The 18,193-nt window shown below is 59.6% G+C and carries 11 protein-coding genes; 9 read left to right on the top strand and 2 right to left on the bottom strand.

The annotated features are described in order from the left end of the window. Positions 1–109 precede the first annotated feature (109 nt). From ACYZUM_RS21020 to ACYZUM_RS21000, 5 genes are all read left to right on the top strand, one after another. Positions 110–739: a LysE family translocator gene (locus tag ACYZUM_RS21020; RefSeq protein ID WP_027612203.1), complete on the top strand. Its 630-nt coding sequence runs from the start codon at positions 110–112 to the stop codon at positions 737–739. Positions 740–995: 256 nt separating this feature from the next. Then, the gene (locus tag ACYZUM_RS21015; RefSeq protein ID WP_430292240.1) at positions 996–2,678 is read left to right on the top strand and encodes a fatty acid--CoA ligase; all 1,683 of its coding nucleotides are present in this window, start codon (positions 996–998) and stop codon (positions 2,676–2,678) included. Between the two features lie 338 nt (positions 2,679–3,016). Further along, positions 3,017–4,906: a DUF1302 domain-containing protein gene (locus ACYZUM_RS21010; protein WP_473061174.1), complete on the top strand. Its 1,890-nt coding sequence runs from the start codon at positions 3,017–3,019 to the stop codon at positions 4,904–4,906. 28 nt (positions 4,907–4,934) lie between these two features. Further along, complete coding sequence (locus tag ACYZUM_RS21005) at positions 4,935–6,299, top strand: DUF1329 domain-containing protein (RefSeq protein ID WP_047296448.1); 1,365 nt, start codon at positions 4,935–4,937, stop codon at positions 6,297–6,299. Positions 6,300–6,502: 203 nt separating this feature from the next. Further along, positions 6,503–9,235 carry a winged helix-turn-helix domain-containing protein gene (locus tag ACYZUM_RS21000; protein ID WP_473061173.1) on the top strand — a complete coding sequence of 911 codons (2,733 nt, stop codon included), beginning with the start codon at positions 6,503–6,505 and terminating at the stop codon, positions 9,233–9,235. Positions 9,236–9,332: 97 nt separating this feature from the next. On the opposite strand, the gene ACYZUM_RS20995 is transcribed toward ACYZUM_RS21000, so the two are convergent. Then, positions 9,333–13,634 (bottom strand): M10 family metallopeptidase C-terminal domain-containing protein, encoded by a 4,302-nt coding sequence (locus tag ACYZUM_RS20995; RefSeq protein ID WP_473061172.1) that lies wholly within the window; start codon positions 13,632–13,634, stop codon positions 9,333–9,335. Positions 13,635–13,838: 204 nt separating this feature from the next. Between ACYZUM_RS20995 and ACYZUM_RS20990 the strand changes: the two genes are divergently transcribed. Both ACYZUM_RS20990 and ACYZUM_RS20985 read left to right on the top strand, forming a co-directional pair. Beyond that, entirely contained in the window at positions 13,839–14,483 is a 645-nt protein-coding gene (locus ACYZUM_RS20990) for an MBL fold metallo-hydrolase (RefSeq protein ID WP_473061171.1), read from the top strand. Between the two features lie 116 nt (positions 14,484–14,599). Beyond that, positions 14,600–15,334, top strand: coding sequence for a YiaD family glycine zipper/OmpA-like lipoprotein (locus ACYZUM_RS20985; protein ID WP_007961595.1), 735 nt, complete (start codon positions 14,600–14,602; stop codon positions 15,332–15,334). Between the two features lie 262 nt (positions 15,335–15,596). Here the strand turns inward: ACYZUM_RS20985 and ACYZUM_RS20980 are convergent, their stop codons facing one another. After that, a complete protein-coding gene (locus tag ACYZUM_RS20980) occupies positions 15,597–16,031 on the bottom strand; it encodes a Z-ring associated ZapG family protein (protein WP_007961596.1) in 435 nt (144 codons plus the stop codon). 144 nt (positions 16,032–16,175) lie between these two features. Here ACYZUM_RS20980 and ACYZUM_RS20975 point away from each other — a divergent pair, with 144 nt between their 5' ends. Continuing rightward, on the top strand, positions 16,176–16,805 hold the full coding sequence (locus ACYZUM_RS20975) for an alpha/beta hydrolase (protein ID WP_473061170.1): 630 nt from the start codon (positions 16,176–16,178) through the stop codon (positions 16,803–16,805). A gap of 24 nt (positions 16,806–16,829) precedes the next feature. Continuing rightward, positions 16,830–18,185 (top strand): tryptophan--tRNA ligase, encoded by a 1,356-nt coding sequence (locus ACYZUM_RS20970; RefSeq protein WP_473061169.1) that lies wholly within the window; start codon positions 16,830–16,832, stop codon positions 18,183–18,185. The last annotated feature ends 8 nt before the right edge of the window (positions 18,186–18,193 follow it).

Here is an 18,193-nt window from a genome sequence, read left to right as displayed (position 1 = left end):
ACCGGTGTTTCAGGTTACGGCTGCTGCGCAGCCGAGCGGGAGCAAGCGCCCTCGCCACAGGGTTTGAGCCAGTTGATGAATTGTTTTTACTCATTAAAGAGGAGCCCCCATGTACTGGACCGAGTTCTTGACCGTTGCCCTGATCCACCTGCTGGCAGTGGCCAGCCCCGGCCCGGACTTTGCCGTGGTGGTGCGCGAGAGCGTGACCCATGGTCGTCGCGCCGGCACCTGGACCGCGCTGGGTGTGGGCACGGCGATTTTCCTGCATGTGGGTTATTCGCTGCTGGGCATCGGCCTGATCGTGTCGCAGTCGATCGTGCTGTTCAACGCCTTGAAATGGGCCGCCGCCGCTTACCTGCTGTACATCGGCTTCAAAGCCTTGCGCGCGCAGCCGGCGAAAACCGTTACCGATGACCTGCACAAGGAAGCTGGCGTGCGTACCGCGCGCGGCGCCTTCACTTCAGGCTTCGTCACCAATGGCCTGAACCCGAAAGCCACGCTGTTTTTCCTGTCGCTGTTCACCGTGGTGATCAACCCGCACACGCCACTGGCGGTGCAGGCGGGTTACGGGGTTTACCTGGCCGTTGCGACCGCGTTCTGGTTCTGCCTGGTGGCGATGCTGTTCAGTCAGCAACGTGTACGTGCCGGTTTTGCCCGCATGGGCCATTGGTTCGACCGCACCATGGGCGCGGTACTGATCGCTCTCGGCGTGAAAATCGCGTTCACCGAGATGCATTGATCAATACTCACCTGTAGGAGCTGTCGCAGGCTGCGATCTTTTGATGTTGCTTTTAGAAGATCAAAAGATCGCAGCCTGCGGCAGCTCCTACAGAAGAGCAAGCGGCCTGATCGGCGCTGAATACCGGCAAATGCTGGCGCAAAGCTAGCATTTGTACGGCTGTGCAAATCATTCCTTCGGCTGATTTGGCTGGGGTATAACGGCTCTAGAGTAATGCTCTCTACGCCAACACCGTGCAGCCAGAAAAGGGATTCATATGTTGCAGACTCGCGTCATTCCCCCGGCCGATGGGGCCTACCAGTATCCATTGCTGATCAAGCGGTTGCTGATGTCCGGCGCCCGTTACGAGAAAACCCGCGAGATCATCTACCGAGACCAGTTGCGCTACAGCTATCCGACCCTGATCGAGCGGGTTGCGCGGCTGGCCAACGTGTTGACGGCGGCCGGGGTGAAGGCGGGTGACACCGTGGCGGTGATGGACTGGGACAGCCATCGCTACCTGGAGTGCATGTTCGCCATCCCGATGATCGGCGCGGTGATTCACACCATCAACGTACGCCTGTCGCCGGAGCAGATCCTCTACACCATGAACCACGCCGAGGACCGCTTCGTGCTGGTCAACAGTGAGTTCGTCGGACTGTATCAGGCCATCGCGCCGCATCTGACCACGGTGGAGAACACCCTGCTGCTGACCGATCTGCCGGAAAAGACCGCCGAGCTGCCGAATCTGGTCGGCGAGTACGAGCAACTGCTGGCCGCCGCCAGTGCGCACTACGACTTTCAGGATTTCGACGAGAACTCCGTCGCCACCACGTTCTACACCACCGGCACCACCGGCAATCCGAAGGGCGTGTATTTCACCCATCGGCAACTGGTGCTGCACACCATGGGCGTGTCGACGATCATGGGCGCGATCGACAGCGTGCGCCTGCTCGGCACCAACGACGTGTACATGCCAATCACGCCGATGTTCCATGTGCATGCCTGGGGTTTGCCGTACGTGGCGACGATGCTCGGGCTCAAGCAGGTTTATCCGGGGCGTTACGACCCGGAGTTCCTGGTCGAGCTGTGGCGCAAGGAGAAGGTCACGTTCTCCCATTGCGTGCCGACCATCCTGCAAATGCTGCTCAACGCCAAAGGCGCGCAGGGCACCGATTTCGGCGGCTGGAAAATCGTCATCGGCGGCAGTGCGCTCAATCGCACGCTGTATGAAACCGCCAAGGCCCGGGGCATTCAGTTGACGGCTGCGTACGGCATGTCGGAGACCGGGCCGCTGGTCTCGTGTGCGCACCTCAACGACGAACTGATGGCCGGCACCGAAGACGAGCGCACCACTTACCGGATCAAGGCCGGTGTGCCCGGGCCGCTGGTGGAAGCGGCGATCGTCGACGCCGAGGGCAACTTCCTCCCCGCCGATGGCGAAACCCAGGGCGAGCTGGTGTTGCGCGCACCGTGGCTGACCGAAGGCTATTTCAACGAGCCGCAGAAAGGCGCCGAACTGTGGGCCGGCGGCTGGCTGCACACCGGCGATGTGGCAACGCTCGACAGCATGGGCGTGATCGACATCCGCGACCGCATCAAGGACGTGATCAAGACCGGCGGCGAGTGGATCTCTTCGCTGGACCTCGAAGACCTGATCAGCCGTCATGTGGCGGTACGTGAAGTAGCAGTGGTGGGCATCGCCGATCCGCAGTGGGGCGAACGGCCTTTTGCGCTGCTGGTGATCCGCGAAGGGCACGAGATCGGCGCGCGCGAGCTCAAGGAACACCTCAAGCCGTTCGTGGAATTGGGGCACTTGAGCAAGTGGGCGATTCCGAGCCAGATCGCCCTTGTTACGGAAATTCCCAAGACCAGTGTCGGCAAGCTCGACAAGAAGCGCATCCGCCTCGACATCACCGAATGGCAGGCCAACAACAGCACCTTCCTCTCGACACTTTAAGTGTCTGCTGGCGCGCCGAAAACGGCGCGCCAGACCCACCAAGCAAGCGCTTGGCTTGTTAAATCGAAAAAATCAGCCATCCTTGCCGAGCCGACATCTGTCGGACTGGCGAAAGGACTGTTCCAGAGTGGCCGGCAGCTGCAAATCACACTTTAGAGGGATCAAGCGATACCCGCCTGCTGGCTATAGTCCGCTCAAGGATTTTTAAGAACGGGGCACACGCACGACACGGGGCGATGCAACTTTGGAGTGACGTCGGGCAGCTACTGGCTCCCGGTCTTCCAGGCGTTTTTAAAAGTACTCAATGCCATAACAATAATGCACATGGAGTAGCGTCGATGACATCAGTAAACCAGTTCTGGCGCCGGGCTAAACTGCCTCTGGCCGTCAGTCTTGCCTCTACGCTCGCCGGGCCCGCATTCGGCGTCAGTTTCAACGTCGGTGAAATCGAAGGTCAGTTCGACTCTTCGCTCTCCCTGGGCATGAGTATCTCGACTCAGCAGCCGAACAAGGACCTTATTGGTGTCAACAACGGCGGCAAGGGCCTGTTCCAGACCTCCGACAACGGCCACCTGAACTTCAAGAGCGGGCAAGCCTTCTCGAAGATCTTCAAAGGCATCCATGATCTCGAATTGAAATACGGCGACACCGGAGTCTTCGTTCGGGGCAAATACTGGTACGACTTCGCGCTGCAGAACCAGGACCTGGAATACAAGGACGTCAGCAACCACAACCGCGATGTGGCGGCGCGTTCTTCCGGCGGGCAGATCCTCGACGCCTTCGTTTACCACAACTACTCGATTGCCGATGAGCCAGGTTCGGTGCGCCTGGGCAAGCAGGTAGTGAACTGGGGCGAAAGTACCTTCATCGGCGGTGGCATCAACTCGATCAACCCGATCGACGTGTCCGCGTTTCGTCGTCCGGGTGCCGAGATCAAGGAAGGTCTGATCCCGGTCAACATGTTCTATGTGTCGCAGAGCCTTACTGAAAACCTTTCGGCCGAAGGTTTCTATCAGATCGACTGGCAGAAGACCGTAACCGACAACTGCGGCACGTTCTTCTCGCAGCCGGACATCGTCACCACCGGTTGCGACGACAACCTGCGGGTATTGAACAAGCGCTCGACCATTCCGGGGATTGCGCTCGGGCCGTTGGCCAACGCCGGTGTCGATGTCAACGAAGAGGGTGTGCTGGTACGCCGTGCGCCTAACCGCAATGCGCGTGACAGCGGACAGTGGGGCGTTTCCGCCAAATACATGTTCGACCCGCTGGCCACCGAGTTCGGTGCCTATTTCATGAACTATCACAGCCGCGCGCCGATCTTCAGCGCCACCGGCGCGCCACAGTCGATCTATAACGGCGTGGCAGCATTGCCGGGGCCATTCCGGGCGCTGGGGCCACTGGTGGTCGCGGGCAACTCGGAATACTTCATCGAATACCCTGAAGACATTCGCCTCTACGGTCTGAGCTTCTCCACCACCTTGCCTACCGGTACGGCGTGGAGCGGTGAGGTCAGCTACCGGCCGAATGCGCCGGTACAGTTGAACTCCACCGACATCCTGTTTGCCGGTGTGCGTCCGCTGGGTGGCGCGTTGACCAATGCGTCGGTCCTTAACGGCGTGCCGGGCCAGGATCTGCACGGTTACAACCGCAAAGAGATCACCCAACTGCAAACCACTCTGACGCACTTCTTCGATCAGGTGATGGGCGCCAACCGTCTGACCCTGGTGGGTGAAGTCGGCGTGACCCACGTCGGTGGTCTGGAAAGCAAGTCCGAAGCCCGTTACGGCCGCGACCCGGTGTTCGGCCCGGGTGAATTGCCTGCCACTGGCGGTCTGAACACCTGCTCGCAGATCCTCAACACCTCGACCATCAACGGTGCCGGTCCGGGGGCGTCGCGCGATAACGTGTCCAGCAACTGCAACAACGACGGTTTCACCACCTCGACCTCGTGGGGCTATCGCGCTCGTGCGATCTGGGATTACAGCGACGTGTTCGCCGGTGTGAACCTCAAGCCGAACGTGGCCTGGTCGCATGACGTGAAAGGCTACTCGCCAGGCCCAGGCGGCAACTTCGAGGAAGGTCGCAAGGCGATCAGCCTCGGTCTGGATGCCGAATACCAGAACACCTACACGGCGAGCCTGGCCTACACCAACTTCTTTGGCGGCGACTACACGACCGTGGACGATCGTGACTTCGTTGCCCTCAGTGTTGGCGTGAACTTCTAAGCACAGTTTTTTCAGGACGAACACACATATGAAAATAACAAAGAGTCTGTTCCAAGCCGGTGTTCTGGGGCTGTCGCTGCTGGCGACCAGCGTCATGGCGGCCGTTCCCGCCGCCGAAGCCGACAAACTGGGCAAGAGCCTGACGCCGATGGGCGCTGAAATGGCTGGTAACGCCGACGGTTCGATTCCGGCCTGGAAACCGCTGCCGAAAAATGCCGGTACCGTCGACAGCAAGGGTTTCCTGTCCGACCCGTTCGGCAGTGAAAAACCGCTGTTCACCATCACCGCGCAGAACGTCGAGCAGTACAAGGCCAAGCTCGCTCCGGGCCAGTACGCGATGTTCAAGCGCTACCCGGATACCTTCAAGATGCCGGTGTACCCGTCCCATCGCGGTTCGACCGTGCCGGATGACGTGTTTGCCGCGATCAAGAAGAACGCCACCACCACCAATCTGGTTGCCGGCGGTAACGGTCTGGAAAACTTCGACACCGCCGTGCCGTTCCCGATTCCGAAAAGCGGTCTGGAGGTGATCTGGAACCACATCACCCGCTATCGCGGTGGCAGCGTGACCCGTCTGGTCACCCAGGCCACGCCGCAAACCAACGGCTCGTTCAGCCTGGTGTATTTCCAGGACCAGTTCGTGTTCCGCGACAAGATGAAGGATTACGATCCGGCCAACCCGGGCAACATCCTGTTCTACTTCAAGCAGAAAGTGACCGCGCCGGCACGTCTGGCCGGTACCGTGCTGCTGGTGCACGAAACCCTCGACCAGGTGAAGGAACCGCGCAAGGCCTGGGTTTACGCCACTGGCCAGCGCCGTGTACGTCAGGCACCGCAAGTGTCCTATGACGGGCCGGGTACTGCCGCGGATGGTCTGCGCACTTCCGACAACCTCGACATGTACAACGGTGCGCCGGATCGCTACGACTGGGCGCTGGAAGGCAAGAAAGAGATGTACATCGCCTCCAACAGCTACAAGATCGACTCGCCGACCCTCAAGTACGCCGACATCATCAAGGCTGGCCACATCAATCAGGATCTGACCCGTTACGAGCTGCGTCGGGTCTGGCACGTGGTGGCGACCCTGAAACCGGGTCAGCGCCATATCTACGCCAAACGTGACTTCTACATCGACGAAGACACCTGGCAGGCAGCGGTCATCGACCATTACGACGGTCGCGGTCAGCTGTGGCGTGTGGCCGAGGCGCATGCCGAGGATTACTACGACAAGCAAGTGCCGTGGTACGCGCTGGAAGCCCTGTACGACCTGCAATCGGGCCGTTACCTGGCACTGGGCATGAAGAACGAAGAGAAATCAGCGTATGACTTCGGCTTCTCTGCCACCAAGAGCGAATTCCAGCCGGGCAACCTGGGCCAGGACGGTATCCGCTAAGCTTTGACCCGAGGCCGCATCCTCGAAAAAACGCCCCGACTGGTTCGGGGCGTTTTTTTTCGTCGCGCTTTTACGCACGAGCGCCTGCTGGCTCGTAGTCTTTTTGTAGCCATTTGTAGCAATAACCTTCAAACCCTCTACGTTTACCGCTAGTCTGCGGACATCTGCTACGCCGCCAACCGCCATTCAAACAAGAGCCGGCCATGACTGATCTGTCCCCGCTTCCGGATCCTGCAAGCGCTGCCGTTGCGACGCTGGACGGGCGTTTTTTTCGCCCGCCGTTGCCCGACGGCCATGTGTTGCGACCGCGTCTGTGTGAGCGCCTGAGCGCGGGGCTTGCGGGGCGCCTGTTGCTGGTCTGTGCGCCAGCAGGCTTCGGCAAGAGCTCGCTGGCGGTGGAATTTTGTCAGAGTCTGCCGGCGCACTGGCGAAGTCTCTGGTTGGGCCTGAGCCCGCGGGATAACGATCCGGGACGTTTTCTCGAGCGCTTGCTGGAAGGACTGCAGGACTACTTTCCGAATCTGGGCAGTCGCGCGCTGGGCCTGTTGAAGATGCGCCAGCGCCATCAGCCGTTTGCCTTCGAAGAATGGCTCGACGGCTTGCTCGATGAGCTGGCGCTGCAACTGCAGCCAACGGCGCCACTGCTGCTGGTGCTCGATGATTACCATCTCGCCCAAGGTCCGGTGCTCGACCGCTGCCTGCAGTTTTTCCTCAATCACTTGCCCGATGGCTTGCTGGTCATGGTCACCAGTCGGCAGCGTCCGGACTGGCATCTGGCGCGCCTGCGCCTGTCGCGACAACTGCTGGAACTGCACGAGCAGGATCTGCGTCTGACCCATGACGAAGCACTGACCCTGCTTGATCGACACAGCAGTTCATTGCGCGGTGAAGCCCTGGAAAATCTGATCCAGCGCAGCGAAGGCTGGGTGGCCGGGCTGCGTTTCTGGTTGCTGGCGGCATCTGAAGCCGGCAGCGAGGCCGCGTTACCGCAAGCGCTGAACGGCGGGGAGGGGTTGATTCGCGACTATCTGCTGGAGGAAGTCATCGATTGCCTGCCCGCCGAGGTCCAGGCATTTCTCTACGACACCGCGCCTCAGGAACGCTTCTGCAGCGAGCTGTGCGACGCGGTGCGTGAAGCCCACGACAGCGCCGAAATCCTGCGGTTTCTGCTGGCGCATCAGGTGTTCCTGGTGCCGCTGGACGAGCACGGTCACTGGTATCGCTATCACCATTTGTTTTCCGATCTGCTGCGCAGCCGGCCCGTGACCCAGACGCTGGTGCCGGCGGCGACCCTGCATCTGCGCGCCTGCCGCTGGTTCAATGCTCAAGGGCTGCTCGACGAAGCGGTGGAGCAAGCCTTGCGCGCCGGCCACCTGGATGTGGCGGCGAATCTGGTGCAGAACCTGTCCGAGGAACAACTGCTGGCCGAGCAGAACGTGGGCATGCTGCTGCGCTGGAAGATGGACTTGCCCGACAGTCTGCTGATCAGCACGCCACGCTTGATCGTGCTGTACAGCTGGGCGCTGGGGCTGGCCTGTCAGCTCGACGCGGCCGAAGAGCTGGCCAGCCATTTGAGCCGGTTTCTGCCGGCGCCTTCGGCCTCTGCGCAGAAGTCGATGCTTGCACAATGGCTGGCGCTCAGCGGGATCATCGCCCGGGGCCGTGGCCAGCGTGAACTGACTCACCGCTATTGCAGCGAAGCGCTGGAAAGCCTGCCGGTAAAACGTTACGGGCAACGTCTGATGTGCCTGTCGACCTTGTCCAATCTGGCGATCGCCGACGGCGACCTGTGGCGCGCCCGGGGTTTGAACCGTGAGTCCCTCGAGCTGGCGCAGCGGGTCGGCAACCCGTTGTTTGAGGCGCTGGCGCATTACGACCGGGCGCGGGTGTTGCAGGCCCGTGGCGAGATACTGCGTGCGCTGGATGAAGTGCATCAGGGCCTGGAACGATTGCGTGGACTGTCCCCGCAACGTCTGTATGCGGTACGTGCGCGGCTGACGCTCTACGAAGGTTTTCTGTTGTCCATGCGCTTGCAACCACAGCAGGCCCGGGCTCGATTGCTGAGCGGTCTGGCGGAAGCGCGGGCCTGTCGCGATATCAGCGTGTTGATCGGACATTGCGTGATCGCACGTCTGGACGGCAGCTCAGGTGAGTTTGCCAAGGCCTTTGCCGAACTCGCTGAAGCCGAGCGCCTGATGCATATCTGGGACGTCCCGCCGATCTACTACCTGGCGATGATCACCCTGGTCAAATGCGAACTGTGGTTGGCCCAAGGGCGCATCGATCTCGCCGAAGCCTGGCTGGCGCGACTGGGTCAAACCTACACCGGCGAACACGCTGCCGCACCACCGGAATTCCATCCACAGCTGCCACTGCACGTGGAACTTCAACGGGCGCTGCTCGATGTGATTCAAGGGCAGCCGATGCTCGCCGAAGGCCGCTTGAATGTGTTGCTGGAAAACGGCCAGCAAACCGGTCGACAGTTGCTGTGTGTAATGGCGCTGGCGCAGAAGGTCGCCTTATTGCTGGGCACTGGCCGCGAAGCGGAAGCACGCAAAGTATTGAGTCAGGCGCTGGAAGCGGCGGCGGGGGGCGTGATACAGCCGTTTGACGCACTGATCCGAGAATATCCAGACTGGTTGCGCAGCCAATTGCATGCTTCACTTGCGCTGGCCGGACAGCAGTTATTGGCGCATTTTCCGCTGGTGGCTACTCGTCCAGTGGCCGAGTCCACCGCTACCGAACAACTCAGCAGCCGTGAGCTGGCGGTGCTGCGTTTGATTGCCCAGGGTTGTTCCAATCAGGAAATCAGCGAACAGCTGTTCATTTCACTGCATACCGTGAAAACCCATGCGAGCCATATCAACAGCAAGCTAGGGGTCGAGCGGCGTACGCAGGCGGTGGCGCGGGCCAAGGAAATGGGGGTGTTGACCTGAGCCTTGAAGCTCTACACCGAAACAAACAAAAACGCCCCGATCAAATCGGGGCGTTTTGTTTATTGCCTGACCTGCAAGCAGGTGCGGCGGGGAGGAATCAGGCCATCAGGTCATTGGCGCTGAAGCTGTTCACACCCACCAACTGGATCTCGAAGTCCGCACCGGCGTGCCCGGTGACGTTGCCCGACAGCACATGATCGACGAAACGCAGTTGGCCGGCGCCGGTGAAGTCGGCAGAGCCGATGAAGGAGAACGCATTGAGGCCGTCTTGCAACAGGTTGGCGTCAAACATCCTCAAGTCGATCTTGTCGCCCTCCAGACTGTTGAAGTCATTGATGACGTCACTCAGGCTTCCGGTTCCCACTTCGTTCAAGTTGCTGAAGACAAACTGATCGCTGCCGGCACCACCGATCAGGGTGTCCTTGCCGCCACCGCCGAGCAGAATATCATTGCCGGCCCCGCCATCGAGCTGGTCATTGCCTGCACCGCCACTCAGATAGTTGGCATCGGCGTTGCCGAACAATTTGTTGTCCTGGCCGTTGCCGAGCACACTGAAACCGCCAGTGCCGTTGATCCGTACGCTTTCCACGTTCAGCAGATTGCTCAGGTTCAGATCGACCACACTGTTCTGTTTCGCGTTGTACTGAATGCTCAACAAGTCGCGGCCAGGATCATTACCTTCCTGGATCAAGGCGAGCTCGGCAGCCTGATCCAGAATGTAGGTGTCATTACCCGCGCCGCCGATCATGGTGTCGATGCCGGTGCCACCATCCAGCACGTTGTTGCCGCTGTTGCCGGTCAACACGTTGTCCAGATCGTTGCCGGTCAGATTGAGCGCGTCACTTCCCAACAACAGGCCGTCTTCGACACTGTAGGACAGTGTGTAACTCACGGAGGTCTTGATCAGATCGTGACCATCCCACGGGGTTTCCTGAATGGTGTCGTTGACGTTGTCGACAATGTAAATGTCATCGCCAGAGCCACCGTTCATTCTGTCGGCACCGGCACCGCCGTCCAGCACATCGTTGCCGGCCCCGCCGTCCAGGGTGTTGTCGTAGGCATTGCCGAACAGCTTGTTGTCCAAGGCGTTACCCATCACCCAGAATACTCCGGCACCCAAGACCCGCACACTTTCCACATTTTGCAGATTGGACACGTTGAGGTTGATCACGCTGCTGTTTCTGTCAGTCGAATATTCGATTGTCAGCAGGTCTCGCCCGCCATCGACATTTTCCTGGATTCGCGACAGCTCCGAGGAGTCATCAAGGAAGTAGGAGTCATTGCCCGCACCACCGATCATGGTGTCGATGCCGGCCCCACCATTGAGAATGTTGTCGCCATCGTTGCCGATCAGCACGTTATCCAGTGCGTTGCCCGTCAGGTTGAGCGCTGCACTGCCGAGCAGTTGCGCGTCTTCGAGGTTAACCCCCAAGGTGTAGCTGATCAACGATTTGACCTGGTCTCGACCTTCGTCCGCCAGCTCGACGATGGTGTCACCGATGTTGTCGATCACGTAGATGTCATCACCGGCGCCCCCCGTCAGGGTGTCGACGCCTGCGCCGCCGTCCAGAACGTTGGCATCGGCGTTGCCGAACAGTTTGTTGTCCAGGGCATTGCCGGTCACGGTAAACGCGCCCGCACCGGTAAGACGCACGCTCTCGACGTATTGCAAGTTGCTCTGGGACAGATTGACCACGGCGTTCTGGGCCGCGTTGTACTGGATGTCCAGCAGGTCCCGACCGGTCTCGTCCGCTTCCTGGATCAGTGCCAGTTCTTCCGCTTGATCGAGGATATAGGTGTCATTGCCGCTGCCACCGATCATGGTGTCGATGCCGGCTCCGCCATTGAGCGTGTCATTGCCTGCACCACCGATGAGGGTGTTGTTGCCGTCGTTCCCGGTCAGCACGTTGTTCAGCTCGTTGCCGGTCAAGTTGATTGCGGCGCTGCCCAGCAGTTGACCTTCCTCGAGGTTGGCACCCAGCGTGTAGCTGATTGAGGATTTGACCTTGTCATAGCCTTCGCCCGCCAGCTCGACGACGACATCTGCGATGTTGTCGACCACGTAAGTGTCATCGCCTGCGCCACCAGTGAGGGTGTCGCTGCCCGCACCGCCATCCAGATAGTTGGCCTGGGCATTGCCGAACAATTTGTTGTCCAGTGCGTTGCCCAACAGGGTAAAGGCGCCCGAGCTATTGATGCGAACGCTTTCGAAGTTCTGCAGGTTGCTCTGGTTCAGGTCAATGACGCTGTTTTGTGTTGCATCGTAGTAGATGTTCAGCAGGTCGCGGCCTGAATCGGCATCTTCTTGCACGAGCGCCAGCTCGGCAGCCTGATCCAGGTTGTAGGTGTCGTTGCCGGCCCCGCCGATCATAGTGTCGACGCCGTCCCCGCCATTGAGAATGTTATTGCCGGCGTTGCCGATCAGCGCGTTATTGAGATCATTACCGGTCAGGTTGAGTGCGGCATCACCCAGCAGTTGCCCGTCTTCAATGTTGGCTCCCAGGGTGTAGTTGATCGAGGCCATGACTTTGTCGCGACCTTCACCAGCAAGCTCGACGACGATGTCACCGTAGTTGTCCACCACATAGGTGTCATCGCCGGCACCGCCAGTGAGGGTGTCGACGCCGCCACCACCGTCGAGCCAGTCATTGCCGGCATTGCCGAACAGTTTGTTGTCGAGAGCGTTGCCCAGCATGGAAAACGCACCATTACCGTTGATCCTCACGCTTTCCACGTTGATCAGGTTTGCCTGATTCAGATCGACGACATTGGTCGATGGGTCTGCGGCGTAGTTGATCAGCAGCAGATCGCGACCCGGATCATTACCTTCTTGCACGAGAGCGAGTTCAGCCGCTTGATCCAGGTTGTAAGTGTCATTGCCGGCGCCGCCGATCATGGTGTCGACCCCGGCGCCACCATTGAGGATGTTATTGCCGGCGTTGCCGATCAGCACGTTGTCGAGTTCGTTGCCGCTCAGGTTGAGGGCGGCGTTACCCATCAATTGGCCATCTTCGATATTCGCGCCAAGACCGTAGGTGAGCGTGGTCATGACCTTGTCGCGGCCTTCGCCAGCGAGTTCGACGACGACATCGCCATAGTTGTCGACCACGTATGTGTCGTCACCGGCACCACCGGTGAGGGTGTCGGCACCAGCGCCACCGTCAAGCCAGTCATTGCCGGTGTTACCGAACAGCTTGTTGTCCAGTGCGTTGCCCTGCAGGGCGAAGGAGCCGGCACCAGTGATCCGAACGCTTTCTACGTTGACCAGGTTTGCCTGGTTCAGGTCGACGAGGTTGGTAAGGGGGGCGGCGGCGTAGGTAATTGTCAGCAGGTCGCGACCCGGATCGGTGTCCTCGTAAATCAACGCCAGCTCCGCCGCATTGTCGAGGATGTAAGTGTCGTTGCCTGCACCGCCGGCCATCACGTCAACACCGCCAGCACCGTTGAGTACGTTATTCAGGGCATTGCCGATCAGCACATCATTGAAGTTCGAACCGATGGCATTTTCTATCTTGGCGCCATAAGCGATAGCCAGCCCATCGTTGATCGCGGTTTGGGACGTGAGATCGACGAAGGCTTTACCGATGTTGCTGTAGCTGCCTTCATTGAGATTAATGGTGACGGAGGCGAGCTGGTTGCTGGCATCGATCGTGTCGTTGCCACCGGCATCCCAGATCGTTTCGAAAATTGACTGATCTGGCGCCCATTTGTAGACATTGTCGCCGGTCTGCCAGGCAGTATTGGCACCATAAAGGCTCTGGATCGCCAAGATGTCGAGCACCATAGGTGTCGTTGGCTGATAGGAATAGTTGCTGTTGTAGCTCATGACCGTGAGATGGACATCGTCCAGTTTCGGGTCGAGCAGGGTCTTGTTTGTGTTGCTGGTATCGAATGGGTGTTTGAGACCCAGCGCATGACCAATTTCATGCACGAATGTCAGGTAGTCGTAAGTGCCTTTGGATGGATTGGGATCATTGGTCTGCGGACCGATCCACACGTCGCCGGCTACCGGGCTGTTGGCAGGGAAATAGGCCCAGGCGGCGGTCTTGTCATCCATCAACCGATAGGCGCCGAAGCGCAAGTCACCCACGTTTGTGAGGTTGTCGCTGGTCAGCGTGAAGTTGATGTTGGCGACCGCGCTCCATGCACCCAGCGCAGCGATCGCGGCATTTTGTTGGCCCACAGTCAGGGCATACAGTGCGTTGTATTCGTTATCAGGGCTGTAGTTGGTGACGAAGTACGACGTATTCGGCGCCATGAAGCTATAGCTCAGATTGGTCGGTCCACCCGGGGTCCAGTTCGAACCTAACCAGTAAGTGCCGGAAAGGAGACTGTCGACGACAGCGACGCCGGTCAGTGAAGACGGGAGGGATGGAGAGAAAGAACTGGGCGTTGGCATGGGGGAATTTCCTGAGTGCGCTGCGGCCCTTCCTGAATGCGACCGCTACAAAAAAATGCGATTCTGCACCAGAAGCAGGCTCGTTGACATCATTGGGCCACTATTTTTCTGATTAGTGGCGTCAAATAACTGACCGGGCGATCTGTATCGGCTTGTGAAGTAGAATTCTGAAACAAGACCACTCCCGTCCGTCCAGGATTTCCCATGACTGCTCCCAGCCCTGCGCTCATCCGCGAAACCTTTCCCGTCGGCCCGCTCCAGTGCAACTGCACGATCATCGGCGACCCGATCACTAAAAAAGCCATCGTCGTTGACCCGGGCGGCAATCCTGACCTGATCATGGCGCGCCTTGATGCCCATGGTCTGCAAGTCGTCAGCATCATCCACACCCACGCGCACCTCGATCACTTCCTCGCTTCCGGGCAGATGAAAGAGAAAACCGGCGCAACCTTGCATCTGCACAAGGAAGACCAGTTCCTGTGGGACAACCTTGAGATGCAATGCCAGATGTTTGGTGTGCCGTACACACCGGTGCCGTCGCCGGATCGCTGGTTGAGCGACGATGAAGAACTGGCTTGCGGCTGTGGTGTCGCGCTGCATACGCCGGGACATACGCCCGGTTCCATGAGCTTTTGGTTTTCCGAGGCTAAGCTGTTGATTGCCGGCGACACGCTGTTTCGTCGCGGGGTAGGGCGCACGGATTTGTGGGGCGGCGATCAGGCGACCATCGTGCGATCGATCAAGCAGCGGCTGTACACGCTCGACGAAGACGCAGTCGTGGTTGCCGGGCATGGTCCGGACACGCGTCTCGGGGATGAAATGCGCGAAAACCCGTTCGTGCGCGCCTAAACATTTTGTCACGAGTGTGCGGCGGAATTTTTCGGCATTGTCATGATCCAACGCCCGCACAGGTCTATTGCCTAGGGCCGCTGCCACACAGAATGCGAAAAAACCAGGAGCTCTTCATGTTCACCACGCCTCGTTTGATTATTGTTGCTACCGCTGTGGCCATGTTGGCCGGCTGCGCCTCACCCAACCCGTATGACAATCAGGGGCAGGCCGACGGTGGCTCGCAAGGCATGAGCAAAACCGCCAAGTACGGTGGCCTCGGCGCTCTGGCCGGCGCCCTGGCGGGTGCCGCCATCGATCACAACAACCGTGGCAAGGGCGCCCTGATTGGCGCGGCGGTGGTCGGTGCGTCGGCGGCCGGTTACGGTTACTACGCCGACCAGCAAGAGAAAAAGCTGCGCGCCAGCATGGCCAACACCGGGGTTGAAGTGCAGCGCCAAGGCGATCAGATCAAACTGATCATGCCGGGCAACATCACCTTCGCCACCGATTCGGCGAACATCGCCCCAAGTTTCTACCAGCCGCTGAACAATCTGGCGAACTCGCTGAAGGAGTTCAACCAGAACCAGATCGAAATCGTCGGCTACACCGACAGCACCGGCAGTCGCCAGCACAACATGGATTTGTCCCAGCGTCGTGCACAGAGCGTGGCCACCTACCTGACCTCGCAAGGTGTCAGCGGTGCCAACCTGTCGGCCCGTGGCGCCGGCCCGGATAACCCGATTGCCAGCAACGGTGACGTCAATGGCCGCGCGCAGAACCGCCGCGTCGAGGTCAACCTGAAGGCGATTCCGGGTCAGCAGTATGGTGGTCAGCAGCAACAGCCGGGTACGGTTCAGCAGTATCCGTAACTGAATGCTTGAGTGAAGAAATGCCCGGTCTTGTGACCGGGCATTTTTTTGCCCGAACGCAGTCGCCCTGTAGGAGCTGCGGCACGCTGCGATCTTTTGATCTTCAGCTTTCAACAACAAGATCAAAAAGATCGCAGCCTCGTTTCACTCGACAGCTCCTACAGGGTTACTGGGCCCGTGCAGGCACCCCAAACTCAACAGATACAAAAAAGCCCCCGGACAACCGAATTGTCCGGGGGCTTTTTGTTGGGCGCGAAGCGGGTTACTTCTTCAAGCCATAATGCTCATCAAGCATACCCGGTGAGTTCGGGGCTTTTGGCGCGTAATCACGCGGAGGCTCCTGATCGCGCGGCGGCGTCAGACGTTCGCGCGGTGCCTGTGCGGCATCGGCGTGCAAAGCGGCGATCAGGCGTTGACGGGTCTGCTCGTCCAGGGCCAGGCGGTTGGCGCCCTCGGCGAGATGATCCTGCACTTCCTGATAGCTTTGGGTCAGCTTCTTGACCAGCATCGCGGTGCTGTTGAAGTGGGTGACCACCTCGTTTTGATAGCTGTCGAAACGCTCCTGGATATCATCCAGTTGACGCTGCGTGCGGCTCGGCGCGGCATTCGGTGCGACGCGAGCGATCAGGAATCCAATGGCGACACCCACAACCAGGGCAAGAGTCGGTAACAACCAAACTAAGAGCGAGTGTTCCACGAGTCCTTCCTCTATAAACGGCTTTGCTTTACGTTAACGGCTCGAACCTGCGCTGTATACCGCGATTCACTCGCAATAGATTGGCACAGACAATTTGCTAGACGAGTCGACCCGATTCGAGGTCACGGAGTTCCTTCCTTGCTGATGCGTGAAACCCCTGTAGTGATTGATGGCCCAGTCGGCCAAATTGAAGCGCTGTACCTCGATAACGAGCAGCCAATCGGCATCGCGCTGATCTGCCATCCGAACCCGGTGCAGGGCGGCACCATGCTCAACAAGGTCGTCTCGACCCTGCAGCGCACTGCGCGCGACGCCGGCCTGATTACTTTGCGCTTCAACTATCGCGGCGTCGGTGCCAGCGAAGGCTCCCACGATATGGGCAGCGGTGAAGTCGACGACGCTCAGGCTGCCGCAGCATGGCTACTGGAAAAGCATCCGGAGCTGCCGCTGACCCTGTTCGGTTTCTCCTTCGGCGGATTTGTTGCAGCAAGTCTCGGCGGTCGTCTCGAAGCCCAAGGCGTGCAGCTCAAGCAGCTGTTCATGGTCGCGCCGGCAGTTATGCGCCTGGGCGATCAGGATCAACTGCCACAGCACGGCGAGCTGACCGTGATCCAGCCGGAAACCGACGAAGTGATCGATCCGCAGTTGGTCTACGACTGGTCGGAAAAACTCCAGCGCCCCCATGAGCTGCTGAAAGTGGCAGAATGCGGACACTTTTTTCATGGCAAGCTGACCGATCTCAAGGATCTGATCCTGCCGCGTCTCTCGAATTGATTGCAGTCTGACAAGCGATTACCCATGACGAACCGTACCCGTATCCTTACCGGCATCACCACCACCGGCACGCCGCACCTGGGCAACTACGCCGGCGCCATCCGCCCGGCGATCCTCGCCAGCCGCGACAGCAATGCCGATTCGTTCTACTTCCTGGCCGACTACCACGCCCTGATCAAATGCGATGACCCGCTGCGCATCCAGCGCTCGCGTCTGGAAATCGCCGCGACCTGGCTGGCCGGCGGCCTGGATGTCGACCGTGTGACCTTCTATCGCCAGTCCGACATTCCGGAAATTCCCGAGCTGACCTGGCTGCTGACCTGCGTCGCCGCCAAGGGCCTGCTCAACCGTGCGCACGCCTACAAGGCTTCGGTGGACAAGAATGTCGAGAGCGGTGAAGACCCGGATGCCGGCATCACCATGGGCCTCTACAGCTACCCGGTGCTGATGGCGGCGGACATTCTGATGTTCAACGCGCACAAGGTCCCGGTCGGTCGTGACCAGATCCAGCACGTGGAAATGGCCCGCGACATCGGCCAGCGCTTCAACCACCTGTTCGGCCAGGGCAAAGAGTTCTTCACCATGCCTGAAGCGCTGATCGAGGAAAGCGTGGCGACGTTGCCAGGCCTCGACGGGCGCAAGATGTCGAAGAGCTACGACAACACCATCCCGCTGTTCTCCAGCGCCAAAGAGATGAAGGACGCGATCTCGCGGATCGTCACCGACTCCAAAGCGCCGGGCGAAGCCAAAGATCCGGACAACTCGCACCTGTTCACCCTGTTCCAGGCGTTCGCCACACCGACGCAGGCTGACGAATTCCGCAGCGAACTGCTCGGCGGTCTGGGTTGGGGCGAGGCGAAGAATCGTCTGTTCCAGTTGCTCGACAATGAACTGGGCGAGTCCCGCGAACGCTATCACCATCTGATCGAGCGTCCGGCGGATCTGGAAGACATCCTGCAACACGGCGCGAAAAAGGCCCGTGCGGTGGCGACGCCGTTCCTCAACGAACTGCGTGAAGCGGTCGGCCTGCGTTCGTTCGTCAATCAGGTGCAAGTCGCGGCGACCACCAAGAAGAAAGCCGTGAAAGCTGCACGTTTCGTCAGCTTCCGTGAAGACGACGGCAGCTTCCGTTTCCGTCTGCTGGCGGCCGATGGCGAGCAACTGCTGCTGTCGCGCAACTTTGCCGACGGCAAAACCGCCGGCCAGGTGACCAAGCAACTGCAAACCGGTCAGGCGCTGGACATCCGCAATCAAGACCTGAGCTTCAGTGTGTGGCTGGAAGGCGAGTGCGTGGGTGACAGCCCGGCGTTCGCTGATGCTGCTGCGCGGGACGCCGCGATCGAAGCTTTGCGCGTAGCGCTGACCCCGGTTCAGGACTAAACAACGGT

Source organism: Pseudomonas sp. m6p (assembly GCF_055760375.1).
The sequence above is the reverse complement of the archived record's forward strand: the minus strand, read 5'-3'. Positions and strand labels throughout refer to the sequence as shown.

Coding starts and splice junctions, on each gene's coding strand:
- ACYZUM_RS21020 (WP_027612203.1), top strand. CDS start 110: ATGTACTGGACCGAGTTCTTGACCGTTGCCCTGATCCACCTGCTGGCA.
- ACYZUM_RS21015 (WP_430292240.1), top strand. CDS start 996: ATGTTGCAGACTCGCGTCATTCCCCCGGCCGATGGGGCCTACCAGTAT.
- ACYZUM_RS21010 (WP_473061174.1), top strand. CDS start 3,017: ATGACATCAGTAAACCAGTTCTGGCGCCGGGCTAAACTGCCTCTGGCC.
- ACYZUM_RS21005 (WP_047296448.1), top strand. CDS start 4,935: ATGAAAATAACAAAGAGTCTGTTCCAAGCCGGTGTTCTGGGGCTGTCG.
- ACYZUM_RS21000 (WP_473061173.1), top strand. CDS start 6,503: ATGACTGATCTGTCCCCGCTTCCGGATCCTGCAAGCGCTGCCGTTGCG.
- ACYZUM_RS20995 (WP_473061172.1), bottom strand. CDS start 13,634: ATGCCAACGCCCAGTTCTTTCTCTCCATCCCTCCCGTCTTCACTGACC.
- ACYZUM_RS20990 (WP_473061171.1), top strand. CDS start 13,839: ATGACTGCTCCCAGCCCTGCGCTCATCCGCGAAACCTTTCCCGTCGGC.
- ACYZUM_RS20985 (WP_007961595.1), top strand. CDS start 14,600: ATGTTCACCACGCCTCGTTTGATTATTGTTGCTACCGCTGTGGCCATG.
- ACYZUM_RS20975 (WP_473061170.1), top strand. CDS start 16,176: ATGCGTGAAACCCCTGTAGTGATTGATGGCCCAGTCGGCCAAATTGAA.
- ACYZUM_RS20970 (WP_473061169.1), top strand. CDS start 16,830: ATGACGAACCGTACCCGTATCCTTACCGGCATCACCACCACCGGCACG.